At 71.9% G+C, this 25,476-nt stretch carries 23 protein-coding genes and 1 pseudogene; 16 read left to right on the top strand and 8 right to left on the bottom strand.

Annotated elements, in window-relative coordinates; genetic code table 11:
• Nucleotides 1–155: 155 nt before the first annotated feature.
• Nucleotides 156–1,079: an arginine deiminase-related protein gene (locus RMN98_RS17045; protein ID WP_309650010.1), complete on the bottom strand. Its 924-nt coding sequence runs from the start codon at nt 1,077–1,079 to the stop codon at nt 156–158.
• 114 nt (nt 1,080–1,193) lie between these two features.
• Here RMN98_RS17045 and RMN98_RS17040 point away from each other — a divergent pair, with 114 nt between their 5' ends.
• The 7 genes from RMN98_RS17040 (at nt 1,194) to RMN98_RS17010 (ending at nt 6,496) form a co-directional block, all read left to right on the top strand.
• Entirely contained in the window at nt 1,194–1,865 is a 672-nt protein-coding gene (locus RMN98_RS17040; protein ID WP_309650009.1) for a GntR family transcriptional regulator, read from the top strand.
• Between the two features lie 16 nt (nt 1,866–1,881).
• Nucleotides 1,882–2,280: a phage holin family protein gene (locus RMN98_RS17035; RefSeq protein ID WP_309650008.1), complete on the top strand. Its 399-nt coding sequence runs from the start codon at nt 1,882–1,884 to the stop codon at nt 2,278–2,280.
• The gene (locus RMN98_RS17030; protein WP_309650007.1) at nt 2,277–2,831 is read left to right on the top strand and encodes a low molecular weight protein-tyrosine-phosphatase; all 555 of its coding nucleotides are present in this window, start codon (nt 2,277–2,279) and stop codon (nt 2,829–2,831) included. The genes RMN98_RS17035 and RMN98_RS17030 overlap by 4 nt, the downstream gene beginning before the upstream one ends.
• Nucleotides 2,828–3,694: a fructosamine kinase family protein gene (locus tag RMN98_RS17025; protein ID WP_309650006.1), complete on the top strand. Its 867-nt coding sequence runs from the start codon at nt 2,828–2,830 to the stop codon at nt 3,692–3,694. Before RMN98_RS17030 ends, RMN98_RS17025 begins: the two co-directional genes overlap by 4 nt.
• A 63-nt stretch (nt 3,695–3,757) precedes the next feature.
• Nucleotides 3,758–4,459 (top strand): response regulator transcription factor, encoded by a 702-nt coding sequence (locus tag RMN98_RS17020; RefSeq protein WP_309650005.1) that lies wholly within the window; start codon nt 3,758–3,760, stop codon nt 4,457–4,459.
• Entirely contained in the window at nt 4,456–5,943 is a 1,488-nt protein-coding gene (locus RMN98_RS17015; RefSeq protein WP_309650004.1) for a HAMP domain-containing sensor histidine kinase, read from the top strand. Before RMN98_RS17020 ends, RMN98_RS17015 begins: the two co-directional genes overlap by 4 nt.
• Nucleotides 5,936–6,496, top strand: coding sequence for a hypothetical protein (locus RMN98_RS17010; protein WP_309650003.1), 561 nt, complete (start codon nt 5,936–5,938; stop codon nt 6,494–6,496). Before RMN98_RS17015 ends, RMN98_RS17010 begins: the two co-directional genes overlap by 8 nt.
• A gap of 83 nt (nt 6,497–6,579) precedes the next feature.
• On the opposite strand, the gene RMN98_RS17005 is transcribed toward RMN98_RS17010, so the two are convergent.
• From RMN98_RS17005 to RMN98_RS16985, 5 genes are all read right to left on the bottom strand, one after another.
• The gene (locus RMN98_RS17005; RefSeq protein WP_309650002.1) at nt 6,580–7,923 is read right to left on the bottom strand and encodes an anthranilate synthase component I family protein; all 1,344 of its coding nucleotides are present in this window, start codon (nt 7,921–7,923) and stop codon (nt 6,580–6,582) included.
• Complete coding sequence (locus tag RMN98_RS17000; RefSeq protein ID WP_309650001.1) at nt 7,920–8,501, bottom strand: aminodeoxychorismate/anthranilate synthase component II; 582 nt, start codon at nt 8,499–8,501, stop codon at nt 7,920–7,922. Before RMN98_RS17000 ends, RMN98_RS17005 begins: the two co-directional genes overlap by 4 nt.
• Nucleotides 8,501–10,438 (bottom strand): anthranilate synthase family protein, encoded by a 1,938-nt coding sequence (locus tag RMN98_RS16995; protein WP_309650000.1) that lies wholly within the window; start codon nt 10,436–10,438, stop codon nt 8,501–8,503. Before RMN98_RS16995 ends, RMN98_RS17000 begins: the two co-directional genes overlap by 1 nt.
• A 28-nt stretch (nt 10,439–10,466) precedes the next feature.
• Nucleotides 10,467–12,665, bottom strand: coding sequence for a UvrD-helicase domain-containing protein (locus RMN98_RS16990; protein ID WP_309649999.1), 2,199 nt, complete (start codon nt 12,663–12,665; stop codon nt 10,467–10,469).
• Nucleotides 12,666–13,119: 454 nt separating this feature from the next.
• On the bottom strand, nt 13,120–13,911 hold the full coding sequence (locus RMN98_RS16985; RefSeq protein ID WP_309649998.1) for an enoyl-CoA hydratase family protein: 792 nt from the start codon (nt 13,909–13,911) through the stop codon (nt 13,120–13,122).
• A 55-nt stretch (nt 13,912–13,966) separates the two neighbouring features.
• Here RMN98_RS16985 and RMN98_RS16980 point away from each other — a divergent pair, with 55 nt between their 5' ends.
• From RMN98_RS16980 to RMN98_RS16945, 8 genes are all read left to right on the top strand, one after another.
• Nucleotides 13,967–15,604, top strand: coding sequence for a molybdopterin-dependent oxidoreductase (locus tag RMN98_RS16980; protein WP_309649997.1), 1,638 nt, complete (start codon nt 13,967–13,969; stop codon nt 15,602–15,604).
• Nucleotides 15,605–15,719: 115 nt separating this feature from the next.
• Nucleotides 15,720–16,391 (top strand): fasciclin domain-containing protein, encoded by a 672-nt coding sequence (locus tag RMN98_RS16975; protein WP_309649996.1) that lies wholly within the window; start codon nt 15,720–15,722, stop codon nt 16,389–16,391.
• Nucleotides 16,392–16,431: 40 nt separating this feature from the next.
• A complete protein-coding gene (sigK, locus tag RMN98_RS16970; protein ID WP_309649995.1) occupies nt 16,432–17,034 on the top strand; it encodes an ECF RNA polymerase sigma factor SigK in 603 nt (200 codons plus the stop codon).
• The gene (locus RMN98_RS16965; RefSeq protein WP_309649994.1) at nt 17,031–17,753 is read left to right on the top strand and encodes an anti-sigma factor; all 723 of its coding nucleotides are present in this window, start codon (nt 17,031–17,033) and stop codon (nt 17,751–17,753) included. Before sigK ends, RMN98_RS16965 begins: the two co-directional genes overlap by 4 nt.
• A gap of 3 nt (nt 17,754–17,756) precedes the next feature.
• On the top strand, nt 17,757–19,814 hold the full coding sequence (locus RMN98_RS16960) for a DUF1365 family protein (protein ID WP_309649993.1): 2,058 nt from the start codon (nt 17,757–17,759) through the stop codon (nt 19,812–19,814).
• On the top strand, nt 19,811–21,103 hold the full coding sequence (locus tag RMN98_RS16955; protein ID WP_309649992.1) for a cyclopropane-fatty-acyl-phospholipid synthase family protein: 1,293 nt from the start codon (nt 19,811–19,813) through the stop codon (nt 21,101–21,103). Before RMN98_RS16960 ends, RMN98_RS16955 begins: the two co-directional genes overlap by 4 nt.
• Nucleotides 21,100–22,407, top strand: coding sequence for a cyclopropane-fatty-acyl-phospholipid synthase family protein (locus RMN98_RS16950; RefSeq protein WP_309649991.1), 1,308 nt, complete (start codon nt 21,100–21,102; stop codon nt 22,405–22,407). Before RMN98_RS16955 ends, RMN98_RS16950 begins: the two co-directional genes overlap by 4 nt.
• A complete protein-coding gene (locus RMN98_RS16945; protein ID WP_309649990.1) occupies nt 22,404–23,198 on the top strand; it encodes a DUF1295 domain-containing protein in 795 nt (264 codons plus the stop codon). Before RMN98_RS16950 ends, RMN98_RS16945 begins: the two co-directional genes overlap by 4 nt.
• A gap of 10 nt (nt 23,199–23,208) precedes the next feature.
• On the opposite strand, the gene RMN98_RS16940 is transcribed toward RMN98_RS16945, so the two are convergent.
• On the bottom strand, nt 23,209–23,934 hold the full coding sequence (locus RMN98_RS16940; protein WP_309649989.1) for a hypothetical protein: 726 nt from the start codon (nt 23,932–23,934) through the stop codon (nt 23,209–23,211).
• A gap of 445 nt (nt 23,935–24,379) precedes the next feature.
• Between RMN98_RS16940 and RMN98_RS16935 the strand changes: the two genes are divergently transcribed.
• On the top strand, nt 24,380–25,153 hold the full coding sequence (locus RMN98_RS16935) for a tyrosine-protein phosphatase (RefSeq protein ID WP_309649988.1): 774 nt from the start codon (nt 24,380–24,382) through the stop codon (nt 25,151–25,153).
• On the opposite strand, the pseudogene RMN98_RS16930 reads toward RMN98_RS16935, so the two are convergent.
• Nucleotides 25,100–25,476: pseudogene (locus tag RMN98_RS16930) on the bottom strand (hypothetical protein); the annotation flags it as partial. The gene RMN98_RS16935 and the pseudogene RMN98_RS16930 overlap by 54 nt on opposite strands.

Below are 25,476 nucleotides of genomic sequence, written 5' to 3'. Positions count from 1 at the left end.
CTCGGTGCTGCGCACCAGGCGCAGCTCGACATCGCTTCGCACCGTGCCCGGCGGCAGCACATCGAGCAGCTGCGAAGCGCTGTTCGTGCCCTCGGCCCACGCATGGAGCTGCACGTGCCCGGGGGCCAGGCCCTCCAGCCGGAAGGCTCTGAGAGTCAGACCGGCGGGAGGACCACCTCACCGCGCTCGAGCGCCGGCAGGTCGCGCCCGATCGTGATGTCGACGGGGTTGGTCAGGCAGCGGATCGACCCGCCGCCCTTGTGGAACTCCGACACGTCCACGACCACCACGTCGAAGCCCCAGCCCTCGAGCTTGGAGCGCACGCGGTCGGGGCAGGCCGGCATCACGACGGTGCGGCCGACGACGACCGAGTTGGCGGCGAAGGTCGTCAGCGCCTCCTCCTCGGTCAGCACCAGCGGCTCGGGCACGAGCTCCATCAGCGCCCGAGCCGAGGCGGCGTCGAGGGCTGCGGGGCACACGATCGCGCGGCGATCGTCGAGCGGGCAGAAGGCCAGGTCGAGGTGATACATCCCCGGGTGCGTGATCCGCAGGCCGCGGACCCGGACGCCCAGGTCGCCGGCGAGGTGCTTCAGCGCCAGCTCCTCGGTGCGCGGGCCGTAGCCCACGACCAGCGCGTCCCCGAAGGCAAACGCGTCGCCCGCCTCGAGGTGCGCGCCGACGCCGTCGCTGCCGACGTACGACGTCGCGCAGCCCTGTGCCGTGAACCAGTCGGCCGCGGAGCCGGTCTCCATGCGGCGCTGGGGGTAGCGCATGTGGCTCATCACCACGTGGCGCCGATCCGCACCTCCTGGGCCGGTGGGGCGGACGAGCCCGAGCCCGAGGTTCATCGCGTAGACCATGTCGGGGGCGTCCTCGCGCTGCGGCAGGACGTCGACGCGGGCGCCGAGGTCACGCAGCGTGGCGACCATCGTCTGCCACTGCTCCGTCGCGAGCGCGGGGTCGGGCTGGACCGCGGGATCCATGAACGGGTTGATCGCGTAGTCCACGCGGAAGTGGGTCGGCTCGACGGCGACGTAGTGGCGGCCCCAGGCCAGCGGCCCGGCAGTCGGCTCGGTCATGTGGTTCACCCCGCATGGATTGTCTGACAATCTGACAAGAGTCAGTGTGGCGGCTGGCGGGCCCGCGCGCAAGACGGTGCGCCGACGGGCCACGGGTGGGTCAGAATGGGCCCCATGTCCGAGCCGTTCGCGACCCTGCACCTGGAGCACTCCTCCACGGTCGACCGTGCGGCCGAGGAGCTGCGCCGCGCGATCTTCGACGGCGAGCTCGAGTCGGGCACCCCGTTGCGCGAGGTCGCGCTGGCCTCCTCGCTGGGCGTCTCCCGCCCCACCGTGCGCGAGGCGCTCACCGTCCTGGTCGCCGAGGGCCTGGCCACCCGCGAGCCGCACCGCGGCGTGAGCGTGTCCGCGCCCGAGGCGAGCTCCGTGCGCGACGTCTGCGCGGCACGGTGGGTGCTCGAGGGTGCGGGCGTGCGCCGATGGCGCGAGGCCGACGAGACCCACCGGCAGGCCGTCCGGACGACGTTGACGGCCTACACCTCGGCAGTGCGCCAGGGCGGCTCCTACCAGGAGCTCAACGAGCGCCACCTGGCCTTCCACGTGTCCCTGGTGGGCCTGACCGGCAGCCCGCGGCTGGTGGCGATGGCCGACGAGATGGTCGTCGAGCTCAAGCTGGCGCTGGCGCAGGTCGAGCGCCTGCGCCGCAACGCCCACGACGAGGCCGACACCCACGCCGCCCTCGTCCAGCTGCTCGAGGACGACGACATCGACGGCGCCTCCGCCTTCCTGGAGAAGCACCTCGAGGACGCGGCCGCGGAGATCATCGAGGCGCTCGGCCTGTCCTGACTGCCACACTGACCCCGTGCGCTTCCTGACCTGGCTCCTGACCACCGCGATCGCCCTCGCGACCGCCGCCTGGCTCATCGACGGCATCCGCTTCAGCGGACCCTCCAGCGGCAGCGCGGAGCTGCAGGAGAAGCTGCTGCCGCTGATCCTCGTCTCGCTGATCCTCGGCGTCGTCACGTCGTTCGTGAAGCCGGTGCTGACGATCCTCAGCTTCCCCTTCGTGATCCTCACGCTCGGGCTCTTCCTGCTGGTGATCAATGCCGCGATGCTGCTGCTCACCGGCTGGCTGGCCGACAAGCTCGACATCGGCTTCGACGTCACCGGCTTCTGGCCGGCGCTCGGCGGCGCGGTCGTCATCACCGTCACCACCTGGATCGTCGACTCGGTCATCGGCCCCGACGAGCGGCGACGATGACGGGTCTGCCCCCGGGTCGGACACCGGGCCGCTACGCCGTCGCGCTGGTCTGCCTGGGCAACATCTGCCGCTCACCGATGGCCGACGTGGTGCTCTCCGCCCGGATCGCCGAGGCCGGTCTCGACGACCGTGTGAGCGTCGAGAGCTGCGGCACCGGCGACTGGCACGTCGGCGGACGGATGGACCACCGCGCCGCCGCGACCCTCACCACCGCGGGCTACGACGCCTCGCGCCACCGGGCCCAGCAGCTCGACGGCTCCTGGGCCGACCGCTTCGACGTGCTGCTCGCGATGGACGAGAGCAACCTCGCGGGCATCCGGTCGGCGACCTCCGCCGTCGGGGGCGCCGGCAAGCGGATGATGCTCTTCCGCGCCTTCGACCCGGTCGACCCCGGGGGTGAGGTCCCGGATCCGTACTACGGTGGGGACACCGGCTTCGAGGAGGTCCTGGCCATGGTCGAGCGCACCACCGACGCGATCGTGGCCGCCCTGGTCGTCGAGCTGGCCCTCGAGCTGGGTCACGCCGATGATCGCGGGAGCGACCGGTCGTGACCCGCCAGCCGTGGGTCGCCCGTCGCGCCGAGGAGCTCCTCGGGTCCTCGGTCGTGGCCACGGCACCGGTCGCCGGGGGCGACGTCTCGACCGCCACCAAGCTGCGGCTCTCCGACGGCACCACGGCGATCGTCAAGACGCTGCCGCACTCCCCCGAGAGCTTCTTCGAGACCGAGGCCGCCGGGCTCGCGTGGCTCGCCGAGACCACCGAGGCGGGTGGCGTGCGTGTCCCCGAGGTGCTCGCCGCCGACCCCGAGTGCCTGATCCTGCGGTGGGTCGAGTCCGGCAAGAACGGCGTCGAGACGGCTGCGGCGTTCGGCAGGGCCCTCGCGGTGACGCACGCGGCCGGCGCCCCGTCGTACGGCGCGGAGGCCGACGGCTTCATCGGCCGCCTCCCGCTTCCCAACCGCACCGCGGCGACGTGGGCGGAGTTCTATGCCGTGCGCCGGGTGCTGCCCTACCTCAAGCTGGCCCGCGACCGCGGCGCGATCACCGACGGCCAGGCGGCCGTGGTCGAGGCGCTGGTGGGCCGGCTGACCGACCTGCTGCCCGAGGAACCACCGGCGCGGCTGCACGGCGACCTGTGGAACGGCAACGTGCTGTGGGGCCAGGACGGGCACGTGTGGGTCATCGACCCGGCGCCGTACGCCGGTCACCGCGAGGTCGACCTGGCGATGCTCGCGCTGTTCGGGCTGCCGCACCTGCCCCGCGTGCTCGAGGCCTACGACGAGGCGACCCCGCTCGCCGACGGCTGGGAGGATCGCGTCGGGCTGCACCAGGTCTTCCCGCTGCTGGTGCACGCCTGCCTCTTCGGTGGCGGCTACGGCGCCCGCGCCGCGGAGACCGCCGCGCGCTACGTCTGAGCCGCCACGGTGTGAGTCGCCAGCTCTCAGGACGCGCTCAGGCGTTCCTGGCACAGTGGGCTCGTGTCCACCAGTGCCGTGAAGCCCCGCGTCCTCGTCGTCGACGACGACAAGGCGGTGCGTGAGTCGCTGCGCCGCTCGTTGGAGTTCAACGGCTACGACGTGCACCTCGCCGCCGACGGCGCAGAGGCCCTCGCCGGCATCGGCACGCTCGGTCCCGACGTGGTCGTCATGGACGTGATGATGCCCCGCCTCGACGGGATCGAGACGACCCGCGCGCTGCGCACCGCCGGCAACGACGTCCCGATCCTGGTCCTCACCGCCCGCGACGCGGTCGGCGACCGGGTCGAGGGGCTGGACGCCGGCGCCGACGACTACCTCACCAAGCCCTTCGCGCTCCAGGAGCTCCTCGCCCGGCTGCGCGCGCTGCTGCGCCGCGTCGTGCCCGCCGAGGACGCGCCCGAGGAGACCCTGACCTTCTCCGACCTGTCGATGAACGTCGCGACCCGCGAGATCATCCGCGGCGAGCGCCGCATCGAGCTGACGCGCACCGAGTTCACCCTGCTCGAGATGTTCCTGCGCCGCCCGCGGCGCGTCCTCGAGCGCTCCTTCATCCTGGAGGAGGTCTGGGGCTACGACTTCCCGACGACCGCCAACTCGCTGGAGGTCTACGTCGGCTACCTGCGCCGCAAGACCGAGGCCGAGGGCGAGACGCGGCTGATCCACACCGTGCGGGGTGTCGGCTACGTCCTGAAGGAGTCATGAGCACCGCCCCTTCGCCGGTCGAGACCCCCGCCGCCGACTCGCGGTGGCGCTACCGCCGCTCGCTCGCCAGCCGGGTCACCCTGCTCACGACCATGGCCGTGGGCCTGACGGTGGCGTTCCTCGCGGCCGGCGCCTACGTGACGGTGCGCATGCAGCTCCAGTCCACGCTCGACGACACCCTCTACGAGCGGGCCTACCAGACCACCGAGGCCCCCACGATCCTCAACCGACGCACGGGTGACCAGGTGCCGGCCTGGGCGCTGGTCGCGACCGACCTGCGCATCGCGCTGGTCTACGAGGACGGCACCGTCTACCGGCCCGAGCAGCTCGACGACCCGCCCACGCTGGGCAACCCCGAGCTCGACGTCGCCCAGGGCGACACCGAGTCCAGCATCCGCACCGTGCTCGGCGGCCCGGTCGCCTATCGCGTGGTGACGGTGCCCTACGGCGACGGCCAGGCGCTGGTGATCGCCCAGTCCCTCGAGTCCCAGCAGCGGGTGCTGACCAAGCTCGGCATCGTCATGCTGATCTTCGGCCTGCTCGGCGTCGCGGCAGCCGGGGCGGCCGGCTTCGGGGTGGCCCGCAACGGGCTGCGCCCCGTGCGGCGGCTGACCAGCTCGGTCGAGCACATCGCCCGCACCGAGGACCTGACCCCGCTGCCGGTCGAGGGCGACGACGAGATCGCCCGCCTCGCCACCGCGTTCAACGCGATGCTCACCGCGCTGTCAGCCTCGCGCGACCGGCAGCGCCAGCTGGTCGCCGACGCCGGCCACGAGCTGCGCACGCCGCTGACCTCGCTGCGGACCAACGTCGACCTGCTCACACAGGCCTCGGCACCGGGTGGTCCCGATCTGCCCCCCGAGGCGCGCGCCGAGCTGCTCGAGGACATCCGCGCCCAGATCGAGGAGCTGACCACCCTGATCGGCGACCTGATGGAGCTCTCCCGCGACGAGCCGTTGGCGCCCGTCGTCGAGCCGGTCGACCTGATCGAGGTCGTCGACCACGCCGTCACCCGCGTGCGGCTGCGCGCCCCCTCCGCCACCTTCGACGTCGATGTCGGGGCCTGGTGGGTCGAGGGCGACGCCAACGCGCTGGAGCGCGCCGTGACCAACCTGCTCGACAACGCCGCCAAGTGGAGCCCCCCGGGAGGCACCGTCACGGTGCGCCTGCACGACGGGCTGCTCACCGTCGACGACGAGGGTCCCGGCATCGCCGAGGCCGACCGCCCCCACGTCTTCGACCGCTTCTGGCGCTCCGACGAGTCGCGCACCATGCCCGGCTCGGGCCTCGGGCTCTCCATCGTCCGCCAGGTCGCCGACCGCCACTCCGGCACCGTGTCCGCCGCCGAGTCCCCGACCGGAGGCGCTCGACTGTCGCTGTGGCTGCCCGGCAGCCCCGTCCAGGCGTCCCCCTTCAGCCATGCCGGCCCTCATGGCTCTGCCGGCCCCACCAGCCCCGCCACCCGAGAGGTCGTCCATGGCTGAGCGCCACCTGCCCCTGCGCCGCCTCGGCTCGCTGCTCGGCGGCCTCGGGCTTGCCGCGACGCTCGTGGCGTGCGGCGGCGAGGCACCGGCGACCGACCCCGCGGCCGCCGTACCCACGACGCCGCTCTGGAACCCCTGCGACGGCCTGACCGCCGAGGGCGTGGGCGAGGTGCTCGGCGCCGACGTCACCATGGACGCCGGACGGCCCGCGGCGCCGCGGTGCGCCTTTACGCCGGCCGAGGAGGGCGGGGCGGCGGTCGACGCCAACTACGTGCTCTTCCCGGCCGGGCTCGACGAGGCCTGGGACACCATGGGTCAGCTCGACGGCGCGGTCACCAACCCGACGATCGCCCAGGCCGACGATGCGCGGATGGTCGTCAACATCGACGGCGGCTCGCTGCTGGTCACCGGCTTCGTGCAGAACGACGACCTGATCCAGGTCGTCAACCTCGTCGACCCGGCGCCCTACGACCGGGCGGTCGGCCTGCGCGCCGTGCGCCAGGTCATGACCGACCTGTCGGCGCACGCCGAGGACTCGGCGTTCGGCGGCTGACACCCGTACGCCGAGTCGGCGCGATGTTGCACGTCGTACGCCGAGTCGGCTCAATGTTGCACACCATTGCGCCGACTCGGCGCTCAGTCGAAGACCGCGAGCAGCCGTTCGGCCTTGACCCGTGACTCCTCGTGCTCGAGCCCGACCTCGGACTGCACGGTGATGCCGCCACCGGTGCCGAGCTCGTAGTGCCCGTCACCGGCGGTCGTCAGCGACCGGATGACCACCCCGAGGTCGGCGCGACCGTCGGCGCAGACCCAGCCGAAGGCGCCGGAGTAGACGCCCCGCGCGGTGTCCTCGACGGCCTCGATGACCTGCATCGTGCGGAGCTTGGGCGCGCCGGTCATCGACCCGGCCGGGAAGAGCGCGCGCAGCGCGTCGATGGTGCTCACCCCGTCGGCCAGCCGTCCGCGCACGGTCGAGACCAGCTGGTGCACGGTCTCGTAGGACTCCACCGCCATCAGCTCGGGCACCTCCACGCTGCCTGGCTCGCACACCATCGCGAGGTCGTTGCGCAGCAGGTCGACGATCATCAGGTTCTCCGACGTGAAGCGCGGGTCGGTCGCGAGCGAGTGCCGCTCGCGCTCGTCGTCCTCCGGCGACGCGCCACGCGACGTGGTGCCCTTGATCGGCTTGGTCTCGAGCGTGCGGTCGGCCGTCACCAGGGCATAGCGCTCCGGCGACGAGCTCAGCAGCCAGGCCCGCGCGTCGGCGACGTCGTGCTGGAGGAAACCGGCGTACGGCGCGGGGTTGAGCTCGCGGAGACGGAGGTAGGCGGTCACGGGGTCGAGGTCGCTGCGGGTGCCGAGCCGGTAGGTCAGGTTGACCTCGTAGGTGTTGCCGGCGTGGAGCTCCTCCTGGACGCGCTCGAACGCGGCGGCGTAGGTGGCGGGTGGTGGGCCGGTCGTGCCGGTCGTGCCGGTCGTGTGGGTCGTGCCGGTCGTGTGGGTCGTGTCGGTCGTGTGCCGGAGACCGCGCTGCGGCGCTGCCTGCGGCACACGACCCGCATCGGCCCCCGGACCCGCCTCAGCCGGGTGCTCGAACAGCCGCACGTGCCGCGCCCGCATCCACACCCCGTCGGGGAGCGCGCCCGGGTGGCCGGACGCAGCGAGCGCCGCAGGCAGGTCGGGCCGGCAGGCGTAGCCGAGGTAGCCGAACCACTGGTCCCGCGGACCGCCCGCGGCCAGCTCGGCGGCCAGCACCGCGAAGACGTCGTCGCCGACCACGGTCGACCGTCCACCCTCGTGACGGGTCACGGTCCGTGACGAGGCGTGGTAGGAGATCGACACGTCGTCGGGCTCGAGCCACCCGATGAGCGAGCGGCGGCCGGACCACTCGCGTGCACCCCCGCCGTCGAGCCAGAAGCAGCGCGGGTGCGCGGCCGCCACCTCGCGGAAGAAGGCCACGGGGTCACCGGCGCTCGTCACGACAGCCCCAGGAAGTTGGCCACGAGCAGGGCGCCGTGCTCGGAGAGCACCGACTCGGGGTGGAACTGCACGCCGACGAGCGGCAGCTCACGGTGCTCGACGCCCATCGTCAGCCCGGTCAGCCCGTCCACGGCCGTCACGCGCAGGCACGCGGGCAGCTCGACCGCGGCGAGCGAGTGGTAGCGCACGGCCCGGAAGCCGTCGGGCACGCCCGCGAAGACACCGGTGCCGTCGTGGTCGACCCGCGCCACGACGCCGTGCCCGGGGGGCACCCGTTCCACCCGCCCGCCGTACGACGCCACGAGGCCCTGCATCCCCAGGCAGACCCCGAGCACGGGGCGACTGCCGGCGAGCAGGACCGAGCGCCCCACCGCGAAGTCCGCCTCCACGTCGGGCCGACCCGGCCCGGGCGAGAGCACCACGTGGGAGTGCTCGAGCACGGTCTCGGCCGAGACCTCGTCGTGCTGCACCACCCGCGGCAGGACGCCGGTCACGCTGGCGACCAGGTGCACCAGGTTGTAGGTGTAGGAGTCGTGGTGGTCGACCACGACGACGTCCGGAGCCGGGGTCGTGACCACTACTCCGGCGCCGGACCGCCGAGCAGCAGGTCGACGACGAGCTCGTGCAGCACGTCGTAGCCGCGCTCGGTGAGGATCGACTCGGCGTGGAACTGGATGCCGCGGTAGTGCGGACCCGTGAGCACGTTGATGTCGCCGGTCCCGTCGTCGGCGTCGACGGTGACCCCGTCGGGCAGAGCACCCCCGTCAGGAGCAACGCGACCGACGAAGGTGTTGTAGAAGCCGACCCGCTCGGTGCGTCCGTTGACGACCACGGGCGACTGCGTGCCCTGGAAGACGATGTCCTTGTAGGCCAGCGGGAGCCCGAGCACGTGGCACAGCGTCTGGTGGCCCAGGCACACCGCGAGGAACGGCTGCTCGGCGGCGAGCAGCTCGCCGACAGCCGCACGCATGCGCGCGATCTTGGGGTCGTCGCCGTCGCGCGGGTCACCGGGGCCGGGGCCGACGATCACCAGGTCGTGCCCGTCGAGACAGCCGGCGACGTAGTCCTCGTGCCGCACCACGGTGCTGGTCAGCCCGAGCACGCCGAGCACGTGGCGCAGCATGTTCACGAAGTCGTCCTCGCCGTCGAGGATGACGACGCTCCTGCCCGCCAGGCGACGGTCCGGCGGCGAGCCGGCCTGATCGGTCAGCCAGAAGGAGCTGAGCCGGCGGTTGCGCTTGTTGAGCGAGAGCAGCACGTCCTCGTCGTTGACGAGCTCGGCGATCCTGACGTCGGGCACCGGCGCCGCGGGCACCAGGCCGAAGGCGCGCAGGATGCCGGCGGCCTTGGCGTGGGTCTCCGCCACCTCGTACGCCGGGTCGGAGTCACGCACGAGCGTGGCACCGGCGGTCACCTTGAGGCGCCCGTCGAGCGACACGTCCGCGGAGCGGATGACGATGGGACTGTCGACCACCGGCCCGCCCTCGGGGTCGCGACCCAGGATCGCCAGCGCGGCGCCGTAGTAGCCACGGCCCTCGGTCTCGTACTGCTTGATCAGCCGGCACGCGTTCTCCACGGGGCTGCCCGTCACCGTCGCGGCGTACATCGTGTCGCGCAGGACCTCGCGCACGTCGCGGTCGGTGCGGCCGGCGAGGAGGTACTCGGTGTGGACCAGGTGCGTCATCGGCTTGAGGAACGGTCCGAGCACCTGACCACCCTCGTGGCAGATGTCGCACATCATCTTCAGCTCCTCGTCGACGACCATGAAGAGCTCGTAGATCTCCTTCTCGTCGTCGAGGAAGTCCAGCAGCTGCGCCTTGGCCGTGCCGGCGGCGTCGCCGGAGCGGGGGATGCGGAAGGTGCCGCTGATCGGGTTCATCCGCACGTCGCCACCATGGATGGTGACGTGCCGCTCGGGGCTCGCGCCGACGAGGTAGCGGTCGCCGGTGAAGAACAGGTAGGTCCAGTAGGCGCCGCGCTCGCTCTCGAGCAGCCGCTTGAGCACGGTCAGCGCGGTGGCGGCGCTCCAGTCGGCGACCTGGGCGCGGTAGTGCCGCCCGATCACCAGGTTGGCACCCTCGCCCTGGCCGATCTCGTCCTCGATGATCGCCTTGACCAGCACGGCGTACTGCTCGTCGTCGGTCTCGAAGCCACCGCGGTCGCTGAAGTCGACGGGCACGTCGTCGATCGCGTCGATGATCTCGGCGACGGAGAACTCCAGCTCGGTCTCGACGTCGACGACCACCAGCGGGGTGCCGTCGTCGTGGGCCTCGAAGCCGCGCTCCGCCACCTGGCGGAAGGGCACGGCGACCAGCCGGTCGGCAATGTGGCCCTCCTGCGGCGGCCCCTCCTCGAGAGGGACGTCGAGGAGCGACTCGACCACGCTGCGCCGACCGCCCACCAGGCCGACGGTGTCGCGGTCGCCGGCACGCGTCGAGCGGCGGATGATCGCCCACGCCTCGTGCCCCTGGAGCGCGGCGATGGCGTCCCGGGCGGCAGAGGTCGTCTCAGACATGGCCGAAGCCTAGTTGCGCAGCGGCCGGTCAGCTCACGGTGGTCAGCAGCTGGGTGGCGCGGGTGAGCACGACGTAGAGCGTGGCGCGACCGGTGGCCGACTCGTCCTCGATCTCCTGCGGTCGCACCACCACGATCCCGTCGAACTCCAGGCCCTTGGTGTCGAGCCCGGTGAGCACGACGACGCGGTCGACGCCCGAGGGCGGGACCGAGGAGTCGACGGCGTCGCGGGCGTGGGGGGCGTCGTCGGCGAGCTCGGGCCAGGAGGCCAGCCAGGCGTTGACCTCGGAGCGTCGCGCGACGGGGACGACGATCCCGACGGTCCCGCCCACCTGGCCGGCGATCTCGACCACGGCCGCGCGGGTGGCCGCCTCGAGGTCGGCGACCCCGGTGACGACCTGCGGCTCGATGCCGGTGGAGCGCACCGCGGTGGGCAGGTCTGCGTCGAGGCCGACGCGCTCGGCGTAGGCCGCGGCGTAGTCGTAGATCTCGGAGGAGTTGCGGTAGTTGGTCGAGAGGTGGAACTCGTGGAGCGCCTTGCCCTCGAGCGCCGTCGCCCGCGCGGTGCGCGACTCCTCGGGCACGGGCCACGAGGACTGGGCGGGGTCGCCGACGATCGTCCACGACGCGGTGCGGCCGCGGCGGCCCACCATGCGCCACTGCATCGGGGTGAGGTCCTGCGCCTCGTCGATGAGGATGTGGGCGAAGGGGTCGTCCTCGATGCGGTAGGTCGGGGGCGCCCACGCGCGGCCGGAGGGCGCGTACTCCCGGTCGGAGGCCGTGGTGAGCTCCTGGAGGTCGACCGCCCCCTCGATCAGCGCCATCGGGTCGTCGCGGTCGTCCTCGACCTTGGCGGGCACGTCACCGAGCGCGTAGCGCAGCTCGTCGAGCAGCGGCACGTCCTCGACCGACAGCGAGCCGTCGCCGCTCCACGACTTGGTGAGCAGTCGCTGCTCCTCGGCGGTGATGACGCCCTCACCGACGCGGGAGAGGAGCTCGGGGTCGCGCAGCCAGCCGAGCACGTCGAGGGCCGCGAGCGGCGGCCACCAGGCGACGGCGAAGTCGACGAAGTCGCGGTGGGACAGCATGTCGTCGTCGAAGGCCTCACGGCCGCGCTCGCGACCCCGCTCGCCGCGCACCTGGCGCCACATCGCGTCGAGCAGCGTCGGGGCGACCCGCGGCAGCTGACGGTTGCGACGACCCTGTGACATCAGGTTGCGGCGCACCCGGCCCAGCGTGCCGCGGTCGAGCACGATGGTGTCGTCGCGCCAGAACACCCGGAACTCCGTGGGGCTGCCCGGCGCCTGCTGGCGCGAGGTGCGGCGCACGACCTCGGCCATCCGCTCTGAGCCCTTGACGTCGGCCACCGCCGGCTCGTCGTGGCGGCTGGCCTTGACCCCGTCGACGACCTCGCCGAGCGAGCGCAGCGCGACCGCGGTCTCGCCGAGGCTGGGCAGGACCCGCTCGATGTAGCGCATGAAGACACCGCTGGGTCCGATGATCAGGACGCCGCCGGCCTCGTAGCGTCGGCGCTCGTTGTAGAGCAGGTAGGCCGCGCGGTGCAGCGCCACGACCGTCTTGCCCGTGCCCGGGCCACCGGAGATCGCGGTGACGCCCTTGCTGGGCGCGCGGATGGCCTTGTCCTGCTCGGCCTGGATGGTCGCCACGATCGAGTGCATGGAGCGGTCGCGGGCCCGCGACAGCTGGGCCATGAGCGCGCCCTCGCCGACGATCGGGAGCTCGACGCCCTGGGCCTCGAGGTCGGCGTGGGCCTCGGCGTCGAGCAGCTCGTCCTCGACCCCGACGACCCGGGGGCCGCTCGCGCGCAGCACGCGCCGTCGTACGACGCTGTGCGGCTCGGCCGCCGTCGCCTGGTAGAACACCGCGGCGGCCGGGGCACGCCAGTCGATGAGCAGGGAGTCGCGGTCGGCGTCGCGCAGGCCGATGCGGCCGATGTAGCGCGGGGCGGTGTCGACCTCGGCCTGGAGGTCGAGGCGACCGAAGACCAGGCCCTCGTGGGCGGCGTCGAGCTGCGCGATGCGCTTGGCGGCCTGGAAGACCATGGCGTCACGCTCCACGAGTCCACCCTCGTGGCCCAGCTTGCCGCGGTCGTGGCCCTCCAGGGCCAGCCGCCGGGCGGCGGAGGCCGAGTCGTTCAGCTGGACGTAGACCCGGTCCACGAACTCCTGCTCGCGAGCGACCTCGCGCTCGACCAGCTCCTCAGACAACGCGTGCTTCCCCTCAACCCCGACGATCCCGTCGCTCGCCGTGGACCCTCATCGTTGGGGGACCCGCCGTCCGAGCAAGTCCGCAAGCCTATAACGCCTGGCGCCGACGGCCACGATCCTCTCGTCACAGTCCGCGGGGACCGGCGGCCGGAGAGGTCGGGAGGGGCCAGGAAATGGCGGATGCCCCGCACTGGCGCGTCCCCCGATGCGCCTCGTGCGGGGCTTCCGTGTCCCCCCATGCCAGGCGGTCCCCCCGGGCCTCCCGACACCGACAACGCTACGGAGGTGCGCGCCACACCAGGCCCACGACGCTGCCACGAGTCGGTAACAGCACGGCTTCTCCCGGCCGACCGACCGCCGGGCTGACCGGTCGGGGTAGTCCCTCACGTCTCCGTCCCTCCACCGATCACTCCGCCGCGAGAACGTTGGGGACTATCCCGCCCGGCTGCTCCGATCACTTCGTGCGGTTGAGGAAGGCCACCATCGCCTGGCGGGCCTCGTCACTGCCGAAGAGGCGGGCGCTGAGCCTGGCCATGTCCTCGCCCTGCTCGTCGATGCGGGCGAGGAGGTCGCGGGCGAGCAGCGCCTTGGTCTCGCGCAGGCCCTGCGGGGCTCCGGTCGCCAGGGAGGCCACGACCGAGGCGACGGCGTCGTCGACCTCGGCGGCCGGCACCGCCCGGGTGACCAGGCCCATCGACACCGCCTCGGCGGCGGTGAAGGTCTCGCCCGTGAGGCACGCCAGGGCCGCGGCCCGCGACGTCATGCGCGGCAGGACCGTGAGCGAGATGACCGCCGGGGCCAGGCCGAGCTTGACCTCGGTGAGGGCGAACGTCGCCTCGTCAGCCGCCACCACGACGTCGGCGGCCGCGATGATCCCGATCCCGCCGGCCCGCACCGGGCCGTGCAGCGCGGCCACCACCGGCTTGGGGTGGGCCACGATCAGTCGCTGCATCTCCACCAGGACCCGAGCACCCTCCTCCATGCCGCCCTCGGAGGCCTCGGAGAGGTCGGCCCCGGAGCAGAACACCCGGCCCGACGAGCGCAGCACCACGACGCTCACGTCGTCGTCCTCGGCAGTCGCGCGCAGGTGCTCGAAGAGCTCGGTCACCAGCTGGCGCGAGAGCGCGTTGCGGTTGTGCGGTGAGTCGAGCGTGACGGTCGCGACCGCGTCGACGACGACGCAGTGGACGAGCTCGACGGGGGGGTCGGTCTGGGCGCCGGAAGCGTCGTCGGTGACGGGGGTCATGCGGCTCATCCTGCCGCAGGGCCATCCGGACGGGCCCCCGCTCCGAACCCCTAGCATGCAAAAACGTCTGCTCTACGCCTCCTTCGGACTCCTGGCGACCCTCTTCGGCATGGCGACGGGGCACCTGGTGGCCTCGCTGCTCAACCCCGCAGCCTCGCCCGTCCTCGCCGTGGGGTCGACTGTCATCGACCTGACCCCCACGCCGATGAAGGAGTGGGCGATCCGGCAGTTCGGCACGGCCGACAAGGCCATCCTGATCGGCTCGGTGCTGCTCGGCGTTCTCGTCCTCGCCGCGATCGCGGGCATCCTGGCCCGCCGCCGCTTCGCGCTCGGCGCCGGGCTGCTGGTCGTGCTCGTCGCCGTCGCCGGCACCGCCGCGATGACCCGTCCCGCCGCCGAGGTCGTGGACCTGGTCCCCAGCATCCTGACCGCCGTCGCCGGCGTGGCCGCCCTGTTCTGGCTCGACCGCACGGCCAAGGCCGCCACCCTCATGAGCGGCGCGACCCCCGCCGTCGGCAGCGCCCCCGACACGACCTCCAAGCGCCTGCCGCACCCCATGGCCACGGCCAAGGGCGGGCCCGACACGGTCTCCTCCGAGGGCCCGCAGCACGTCCTGACCCCCGAGCCCACGACCCCGACGCGTCGTGGCGTCCTCATCGCCATGGGTGTCCTGGCGGCCGCTGCCGCCGTCCTGGGCGGAGCCGGCAAGCTGATCGGCAACCTGCGCAGCCGCCCCGAGGACATCACTCTCCCCGCCGCGGCCGACCCGGCCGCACCGCTGCCGAAGGGCCTGGACGGCCAGGTCAAGGACATCTCCAGCTTCGTCACGTCCAACAGCGACTTCTACCGCGTGGACACCCGCCTGGACACCCCGATCATCAGCGCCGACGACTGGACCCTGACCATCGACGGCGACGTCGACACCGAGATGACGTTCACCTTCGACGACCTGCTCGGCATGGACCTCATCGAGCGTGACATCACGATGACCTGCGTCTCCAACTCCGTGGGCGGTCCCTACGTCGGGTCCGCACGCTGGCTCGGCGTACGCCTCCAGGACCTGCTCGACCTGGCCGGCGTCGGCTCGAAGTCCGACCAGATCCTCTCCACCGACTTCGAGGGCATGACCATCTCCACGCCCCTCGACCTGGCCACCGACGGCCGCGACGCGATGATCGCGATCGGCATGAACGGCGAGGCGCTGCCCCGCGAGCACGGCTTCCCGGCCCGCATGATCATCCCCGGGCTCTACGGCTTCATCAGCGGCACCAAGTGGATCACCCGCCTGACGATCACGACCTACGACGACGCGAAGGCCTACTGGACCGAGCGTGACTGGGACACCGACGCACCCATCAAGATCTCCGCACGCATCGACACCCCCAACGCCCTCGACAGCCTCAAGGCGGGCGAGGTCGTCATCGGTGGTGTCGCCTGGGCCCAGCAGAAGGGTGGCGTCGACAAGATCGAGGTCCGCATCGACGGCGGGCCCTGGCAGCCGGCCGAGCTCGGCCCCAGCGGTGGCGACGACTACTGGCGTCAGTGGTTCTACAAGTGGGACGCCAAGCCCGGCTCCCGCACGGTCGCCGCACGCGTGATCTCAGGCGACGGCGAGACCCAGACGGCCACCGCGGCCAACCCGTTCCCGGGCGGCTCCAGCGGCATCCAGTCGTTCCTCGTCACCGTCGAGTAGCACGCGCCCGGACCAGTGGTCCAGGCCACACAAATAGGACCAACCGGCACCAATCCGGCCGCCGGTCAGCACCGAACAACTCCTGTAAGTTCCCCAACGGAAGGCACGAAATCCCATGAAGCTCCAGACCCTTCGCCGCAACGGTGGCATCGCCGCCGCCGCGATCGCCCTGTCCGTCTCCCTGGCCGCCTGTGGCTCCGAGGACGACACCGAGACCGCCACCGGCACCGACGAGACCTCCGAGGCCGCTCCCGAGGAGACCCCCTCCGAGGAGCCCGCCGAGACCGAGGAGGCCAGCGCTGCTGACCAGACCTTCGGCGAGGGTTGCGCCGCCGTTCCCGCCGACGGTGCCGGCTCCTTCGACGGCATGGTCATGGACCCCGTCGCCACCGCCGCGAGCAACAACCCGCTGCTCTCGACCCTGGTCACCGCCGTCGGCGAGGCCGACCTGGTGGGCACGCTCAACGACGCCCCCGACCTGACCGTCTTCGCGCCGGTCAACGACGCCTTCGCCGCGATCCCCGAGGACCAGCTCAACTCGATCCTCGCCGACAAGGCCCTCCTCACCAAGATCCTCACCCACCACGTCGTGGGCGGCCAGCTCGACCCGGCCGCTGTCGTGGGCGAGCAGGAGACCCTCAACAAGGACACCCTGACCGTCGAGGGCGACGAGACCGGCATGACCGTCACCGACGGCGCCGTGACCGCCAACGTCATCTGCGGCAACGTCCCCACCGCCAACGCGACGGTCTACATCATCGACGCCGTCATGGCCGGCGCGAAGTAATCTCTTCCCTCCGCAGTCATCTGAGCGAGAGGATCTGAGCATGGATCCCCTCAGGCCAGAAGCCGCTGGCGCCCCCTCCACCGGGGGGGCGCCGGTGGCGCCTGACCTCTCCGAGCTCCTCAAGCTCTCCGCACGCGGGGACCAGGCGGCGTTCGCAGAGCTCTACGACGCCATGGCGACGCGGGTCTACGGACTCGCGGTCCGCGTGGTGCGTGACCCGGCCCAGGCCGAGGAGGTCACGCAGGAAGCATTCCTGGAGATCTGGCGCATGGCCTCTCGCTACGATGTGGAGCGAGGGAGTGCGACGGCCTGGATGCTCACGATCGTCCACCGCAAGGCGGTCGACCGAGTGCGATCCGCTGAGGCCGCCACCAGGCGGGACACGACGTACCACTCGCAGAACCAGGCCGTCGACCACGACTCGACCGCCGACGCAGCACACGCGTCGCTCGAGGCGCGACGGGTCCGAGCTGCGTTGCACAGCCTCACGGCGGTGCAGCGTGAAGCGCTCGAGCTCGCCTACTTCGGCGGCTACACGCACACAGAAGTGGCCACGATGCTCGACCTCCCGGTCGGCACGGCCAAGACACGCATACGCGACGGACTCATCCGTCTGCGCGACACGATGGGAGTAGGAGCATGAGCAGCGACATCCACGCGCTCTCGGGTGCCTACGCCGTCGACGCCCTCGACGACATCGAGCGGGCCCAGTTCGAGCGCCACCTGGCCGAGTGCGACACCTGCCGGTCGGAGGTCGACAGCCTCCTCGAGGCGTCCGGCGTCCTCGCCGAGGCCGTCTTCCTGGCACCCCCGGCGGCCCTGCGCGACCGCGTCCTGGCCGGCATCGAGACCGTCCGCCCCCTGCCTCCCGTGGTGACGAACGTCGTCTCCCTGGACACTGTGCGCCGCAAGCGCCGGTTCCCCGCGCTGGTCGCCGCTGCCGCGGTGGTCACCCTGATCGGGGCGGGCGTCGCGGTGACGCAGCCCTGGCAGGACGAGACCACGCAGATCACCCTGTCCGCCGCCGACCGCGTGCTCCAGGCGCCCGACGCCGAGACCTGGACGAAGAGCCCGGTCACGGGCGGGACCATCAAGGTCACCCGCTCGCGCAGCCTCAACCAGGCCGTCGTCGAGGCCAAGGGTCTCGCCACGCTGCCCGACGGCAAGACCTACGCCCTGTGGCTCCAGCACGACGGTGTGATGATCCCTGCCGGTCTCCTGTCCGGTGAGGGAACCCTGCCGGTCGTCCTCGAGGGCGACCCCGGCTCCGCCGAGGCGACCGCGGTCAGCATCGAGCCGGCCAGTGGCTCGCTCCACCCGACGACGTTCCCCATCGCCACCTTCGAGTTCGAGCAGGTCTGACCCATGACCCCTGCCCCACGCCGCGTGGCGGTGGTGGGCTCCGGCGTCGCCGGGCTCACGGCTGCCTACGTCGCCGCCAAGACCGCGCACGTCACCCTCTTCGAGGCCGACGACCGCCTCGGTGGTCACGCCGACACCCACCGGGTGCCCGAGACGACCGAGCACGGTGAGCGCGAGCTGCGCATCGACACCGGGTTCATCGTCCACAACGAGCGGACCTACCCGACCCTGCTGCGGATGTTCGCCGAGCTCGGCGTGGCCACGCAGCCCTCCGAGATGTCGATGTCGATCCGCGACGACGAGACCGGCCTGGAGTGGGCCGGGGCGCTCGGCCGCAAGGGCGTCATCCCCACGGCCGGCCACCTCGCCAACCCCCGCTACCTGCGGATGCTCACCGAGATCCCGCGCTTCCACCGCCGCGCCAAGGCCGTGCTCGCCGCCGCCGACAGCGGCGCCGGTGCCGGTGGTGGTGCCGACACGACGCTGCGCGTCTTCCTCGACGAGGGCGGCTTCACGCCCTACTTCACGCGGCACTTCATGGAGCCGCTCGTCGCGGCCGTCTGGTCGTGCGATCCCGAGGTCTCGCTCGACTACCCCGCCCGCTACCTCTTCAGCTTCCTCCAGCACCACGGGATGCTCACGATCTTCGGCTCCCCGCAGTGGCGCACCGTCACCGGCGGCTCCCACTCCTACGTCGACCGCGTGGCGGCCGCCCTGCCCGACATCCGGCTGGGCGCCAAGGTCACCTCGGTCCTCGAGACGCCCGACGGCGTCGAGATCACCGACGGCAACGGCGAGGTGTCGTCGTACGACGCCGTGGTGATCGCCGCGCACCCCAGCCAGGCCCTCACGATGCTGGCCGAGCCCACCGACCTCCAGCGTGAGCTGCTGTCGGCGATGCCCTACGCGCCCAACACCGCGATCCTGCACACCGACACGTCGCTGCTGCCCGCGACCGCCAACACCTGGGCCTCGTGGAACTTTCGTCGACCGGCCCCCGGACAGGGCGAGGGCGGCGGCGACGGCGTGCTCGTGACCTACGACCTGACGCGGCTGCAGCGCCTCGACACCGACGTCCACTACCTCGTGACCCTCGGCGGCGAGCACCTGATCGACCCGACCACGGTCATCGACCGCATGGAGTACGAGCACCCGCTCTACAACCCCACCTCCGTGGCCGCCCAGGCCCGCCTCCCCGAGATCGACACCGACCGCGTCGCCTTCGCCGGCGCCTACCACGGCTGGGGCTTCCACGAGGACGGCGCGCGCTCCGGACTCGCGGCCGCCGAGCGCCTCGGGCTCACCTGGCCCGACCAGGGCGCGCACGCCGACCGCACCCCGGTCCCGGCCCTGCCGGCCGGCGGCCAGGTCTACGAGACCACGATCTCCCACACCCGGAGGGCGCCGTTCAAGCGCTCCTTCGAGCACGCCTCCCACACCTGGCTCGTCGACCTCGACGCACTGCCCGATCACGGTGTCCTCGGCCGCTTCGAGGCGCGTGACCACCTCGGCTCGCCCGAGGCCAGCCTCCGCGCCAACGTCGAGGCCCTGCTCGCCCAGCACGACATCACCCTGGGTGACACCGGGGGCAGCGGCCGGATCATCATGGCCGCCAACGCCCGCGCCTTCGGCTACTGCTTCAACCCGATCAGCGTCTTCTGGTGCTGGGACACCCACGGCGCCCGCGTGGCCACCGTCGTCGAGGTGCACAACACCTACGGCGACCGGCACGCCTACGTCGTCCAGCCCGACGCCCAGGGCCGGGCCACGACCGACAAGGCGATGTACGTCTCCCCGTTCCACGGCACCGACGGCCACTACGAGCTGGCCGTTCCCGTGCCGGGCCGCAGCCTCGACATCGCGGTGACGTTGCACAGCGACGACGGGGCGGTCTTCTCCGCCGCCCTCAAGGGTCGCCGCAGCGAGCGGCCCGCCTGGCGGGCCGCACCCGCGGCCCTGCGTCACTCCGCGCTCATCCGAGCCCACGGCATCTGGCTCTGGCTCCGACGCCTGCCGATCCGCCCCCGTCCGCACCACCACCAGGAAGGAGTCTCGCCATGACCGTTGCACCCGCACGCCAGTCCGCGAACTACTGGCCCGGCCTCGACACCATCCCGTCAGGTCCCCGCGCCGCTGTCTCCGCCGCCGTCGCGAAGCGCCTCTTCCACGCCGCCGTGCAGCGCCTCGACGTCACCGTCGTCTCCGGCGACGAGAGCTTCGGCAAGGGGGGGCCCGTCATGGTCATCCACCGGCCCGAGGAGTTCTACGCCCGGATCGGTCGCCACCAGCTGATCGGCTTCGGCGAGGCCTACCTCACCGGCGCCTGGGATGCCGAGGACCTGGGTGGCTTCCTCACCGTGCTGGCCGCCGAGGTCTCCGACCTGGTGCCGCAGAGCCTGCAGAAGCTGCGCGCGCTGGTCGTGTCCCGTCCTCCGCGCTTCCACCGCAACTCCGAGGACAACACGCAGAGCAACATCGCCCACCACTACGACCTGTCCAACGACCTCTTCGAGGAGTTCCTGGACGCCTCGCTGAGCTACTCCTCGGCGCTGTTCCCCTCCGAGGTCGTGGACCGCGGCGACCACCTCCAGGCGCTCGCCCCCGCGACCGCGCCCACCGCCGACGAGCTGCACGAGGCCCAGGGCGCCAAGATCGAGCGCCTGCTCGACGAGGCCCACGTCGGTGAGGGCACCCGCGTCCTCGAGATCGGCTCCGGCTGGGGCGAGCTGGCGATCCGCGCCGCCCGCCGCGGCGCCACGGTCCGCACGATCACGCTCTCCACCGAGCAGAAGGCGCTGGCCGACCAGCGCATCGCGGCCGCCGGCTTCTCCGAGCAGGTCTCGGTCGACCTGTGCGACTACCGCGCGGTCACCGGCACCTACGACGCCGTGCTGTCGGTCGAGATGATCGAGGCCGTCGGCTGGGAGTACTGGCAGACCTACTTCGAGACCATCGACCGCGTCCTCGCACCAGGCGGCAAGGTGGCCATCCAGGCGATCACGATGCCGCACGACCGGATGCTCGCGACCAAGCGCACCTACACCTGGATCAACAAGTACATCTTCCCCGGCGGGTTCCTGCCGTCGGTCGACGTGATCGACCAGATCACCCGCGACCACACCACGATCCGCGTCAGCAACCGCCTCTCGATGGGGGCCCACTACGCCGAGACCCTGCGCCTGTGGGACGAGACCTTCCTCGGCGCGTCGGAGAAGGTGCTCGAGCTCGGCTTCGACGAGCGCTTCCTGCGGATGTGGCACTTCTACCTCGAGTACTCCCGCGGTGGCTTCGCCTCGGGCTACATCGACGTCAACCAGATCACCTTCACCCGTCCGCAGGAGACCGCATGACCACCACGGCGACCCAGCGGCCCACGACCGGTCGGACCGGCGGCATCGCGGCCCAGCTCGCCGCGGCGGTCGAGCCCTTCGTGGGCGGTGACCTGCCGGTGCGGCTGCGCGCCTGGGACGGGTCCGAGGCCGGCCCCGTCGACGGTCCGCTCGTCGAGCTGCGCACGCCCGACGCCGTACGTCGGCTGCTCTGGCACCCGGGCGAGCTCGGCGCCGCGCAGGCCTACGTCACCGGCGAGCTCGAGGTCCACGAGGTCGACGGCTGGGACCTCGACCAGGCCCTCACCCATGCGTTCTCGGTCGCTCGCGACCGGGGACTGAGCGGTGGACGGCCGAGCATCGCGGCGATGAGCCGCGCTGTGCGCACTGTCATGGGGATCGGTGCCCTCGGTCGTCCACCTGCTGCGCCCGCCTCGCAGGCCAAGCTGCGGGGTCGCCTGCACTCGCAGCTGCGTGACCGCTCCGCGATCAGCTTCCACTACGACCTCTCCAACGAGTTCTACTCGTTGATCCTCGAGCCGCAGATGGCCTACTCCTCGGGCTACCACTCCTCGCCCGAGCAACCGCTCGAGGAGGCGCAGTTCGACAAGCTCTCGCTGGTCTGTCGCAAGCTCGGGCTCGAGCCGGGCATGACCCTGCTCGACGTCGGCTGCGGCTGGGGCTCGCTCTCGCTGCACGCCGCCGAGCACTTCGGCGCGAAGGTCGTGGGTGTCACGATCGCCGCGGAGCAGAAGAAGTTCATCGACGCCCGGATCGCCGAGCGCGGTCTCGGGGACAAGGTGACCATCCGCCTCCAGGACTACCGCGACGTCCCCGAGCGCGACCACTTCGACGCGGTCTCCTCCATCGAGATGGGCGAGCACGTCGGCCAGGGCAACTACCCGACCTACGCCTCGGTGCTGCACCGCTCGGTCAAGCCCGGCGGACGGGTGCTGATCCAGCAGATGTCGCGCACCGGCAAGTGGCCCGGCGGCGGACCCTTCATCGAGAACTTCATCGCTCCCGACATGTACATGCGGCCCGTCGGGGAGACCGTCGCCTTCCTCGAGAGGGGCGGGCTCGAGGTCCGCGACGTGCACGGCCTGCGCGAGCACTACGTGCTGACCGTCGCCGGCTGGCTCGAGCGATTCGACGCCAACCTCGAGCGGCTCACCGAGCTGGTCGGCGAGGAGGTCGTGCGCGTCTGGCGGCTCTACCTCGTCGGCGGCGCGATGGCCTTCCGCGACGGCCGCATGGGCGTCGACCAGATCCTCATGGTGCGACCCGACGGGCAGCACACGCTGCCCTGGGTGCGCGACTGGTGAACGACGTCCTGCTCGCCTCCCTGGTCGCGCTCGCCGCTGCCGCCCTGCTGATGGTGGTCACGGCCCTCGCCGCACGTCGCCTCAACCGGGTGGCGGTCGTCGACGTCGCGTGGGGACTCGGTTTCGTCCTCGTCGCCCTCACCGCCACGGTGGTCGGGCTGACGACGGGCGGTGATCCGGTCCGGCGGTGGATCGTGCTGGCGCTGGTCAGTACATGGGGTCTGCGCCTCGCCTGGCACATCCGCCGTCGGGCTGTCGGCCACGGGGAGGACCCTCGCTACGAGGCGCTCCTCGGTGGCCCGCTCGACCAGGTCGGCCTGGGCCTCGCGGTCCGCAAGGTCTTCCTGGTGCAGGGCTTCGCCATCTGGTTCATCTCGCTGCCGGTGCAGGTCGGTGCGGTCTCAGACGTCCGGGCGTGGCCCGTCGTCGTGGCCGGGATGCTGCTCTGGGCGGTCGGCCTCGTCTTCGAGACCGTCGGCGACGCCCAGCTGGCGGCCTACAAGGCCGACCCGGACAAACCGTTGGTCATGGACCGCGGGCTGTGGCGCTACACCCGCCACCCCAACTACTTCGGCGACGCCTGCATCTGGTGGGGCATCTGGCTGATGGCCGGTCTCGGCTCCGGCTGGGTCGCCGGTCTCGCGACCGTGCTGGCGCCGGTGGCGATGACCTACTTCCTGGTCTTCGCCACCGGCGCCCGCCTGCTCGAGAAGACGATGATGCAGCGCGAGGGCTACCCCGCCTACGCCGCACGCACGTCGATGTTCTTCCCGCTGCCGCCGAAGGGCTAGTTCCTGCTCCTCAGTGGGCGAAGAGGCGTGCGGTCCAGTGCGACGTGTGCCCGTTGGGGTCGCGCCACGTGCCCTCGACGGTCACGTCGTCGGTCCAGCGCCCCGTGGTGCACCGCCCGCCGCTGCAGGTCTCGTGCCAGGCCGAGCCGCCCACGTGCGCACCGCCGAACGACGTGTGGTTGACCATGAAGCCGCTCATCTGGTTGCCCGTGAAGGTGAAGCGGACCGTGCGGCCGTGCATGTCGTGGCCCAGGTAGCTGCCGTCGTACGGGAGCACAGCGTGCAGCGTGCTCTTGCTGGCAGCCCTCGTGGCCGCGGCGCCCTTGGTCGGCGCCGAGCTCCGGTGCGCGAAGAGCGTGGCCGTGAAGTGCGCCTCGGTGCCGTTGGTCGGCATGTTCCACACGCCCTCGACGGTGACGTCGTCGGTCCACCCGCCTCGGGTGCACTTGCCGTCGTTGCACGTGTGGTGCCACTGGTGCCCCGCGACGCTCGCCCCGCCGAAGCCGGTGCCGTTGACGCGGAAGTTGTGGATCCGGCCGCCGTAGTAGTCGAAGCGGACGGTGCGGAAGTACATGTCGTGCCCCAGGTAGTGCCCCTCGTAGGGCAGCACCGCGTGCAGCGGCAGCGCCGCTGCGGATGCATGGGCGACGGTCGGCTGGCTGGCCTGTGCCTGCCAGCCCCCCAGTCCGAGCCCGAGTGCCAGCACGGCCATGGCCGCGAAGAGCTTGGTGCGCATGGATCTGTCCCCCCTCGTGTGCCGGCGCCCTCCCGACGCCGAACCCCCGCTGACGCTAGGTCGGACGGAGGGGGGTGACCATGGTCATCACTGACCCCTGACGACCTGGGGTGCCCCTGGGGTGCCCCTGGGGGCAGCGGGCGGGGGGTCTCGGGCAGGGAGAGATTCGCCGGCCCGAGCCGGCTTCTCTCCCTGTCACCCGGCGGCCGCGTTCCGTGCTTGCCGCTCCAGGTGTCGCACGAGGCGAACCAGGGGTTGTGTCGGGGTGCCCGCACGACCGCCCATGAAATCCGGCCGAGCAGGGACTCCCTCCCTGTGGCGACCCTCCCCAGTGCCGCCGACCCACGACGATAGGGCCGGACGGACCCCCACGTCATGACTCGAACTGACTAGTCGGACATGACTAGTTCGGGGGTGGGGTGGTGCGGGCTCGTATCCTGCGATCGTGACCTCCGACGACGCACACCTCGGCGAAGAGCTCGTCCGCCTCGCCTCGGCCGACAACTTCCGCGACCTCGCCGGACCCGGCTACCCCACGGCCGACGGTGGTCGAGTGCGTCGTGGCGTGCTGTTCCGCTCCAACGAGCTGACCTTGACCCACGAGGACGCCCAGGCCCTGGCCGCGCTCGGGGTGGAGACGATCTTCGACCTGCGTGACGCCCACGAGATCGAGGCGCACCCCGACGCGCCGGTGCCGGGCGCCAGCTGGCGTCACGTGGAGGTCAAGGGCATCCCGATGGAGGCGGTCGCCTCGCTCCAGACGCGCGAGCAGGGTCTCTCGGTCATGGGTGAGGTCTACCGGGGCTTCGTGGAGAAGGAGGGCGGACGCGCCGCCTTCGGCGAGCTCCTGCACGCGATCGCAGAGGGTCGGGCCGCCCAGGTGTTCCACTGCACCGCCGGCAAGGACCGCACCGGTTGGGCCTCGGTGCTGCTGCTCCACGTCGCCGGTGTCGCGCCGGAGACGATCCTCGAGGACTACCTGGCGACCAACACGATCTCGACGGCGACCCGGGTGAAGTACCTCGGCATGGTCCGCGAGCACCTCGGGCCCGACAAGGTGGAGGTCTACGAGACCGTCATGGTCGCCGACGAGGCCTACCTGCAACAGGCCTACGACGCCGTGGGCTCGTCGTACGGCTCGCTGGAGGGTTATCTCACCGACGGGCTAGGACTGGGTGCCGACACCCTCGCTGCTCTGCGGACCCGGCTGGTCGAGTAACGCCGGGATCTCGGTGGTCCGAGCGTGCTTGGAGTCCTTGGCGTCCGCGTCGAGCACGATCTCGTGAGTGCCGCCGTCGCGGCCCTCGAAGCGCACGGTGACGGTCTCGAAGCCCTTGTGGCGCTGCATCTGGGCGTACATCGCGTAGGCGCGGCGGTCGGCCTCGGTGAGGTCGACCGCGTCGGTGAAGGGCGTGAGCAGGGCACGCGGCCACAGCCGCCGCGCCAGGACGACGTTGACCTCGACGCCGAGGATGGCCATCACCGAGGCGATGTAGATGAGCCCGACGAGCCCGAGCACGAAGGCGAAGGTCTGGTTGAGTG

Origin of the sequence: Nocardioides sp., from assembly GCF_031397825.1 — a bacterium.
Taxonomy (GTDB): Bacteria; Actinomycetota; Actinomycetes; order Propionibacteriales; family Nocardioidaceae; genus Nocardioides.
Note: the sequence above shows the minus strand (reverse complement) of the source record. Positions and strands in the feature narration are given on the sequence as shown.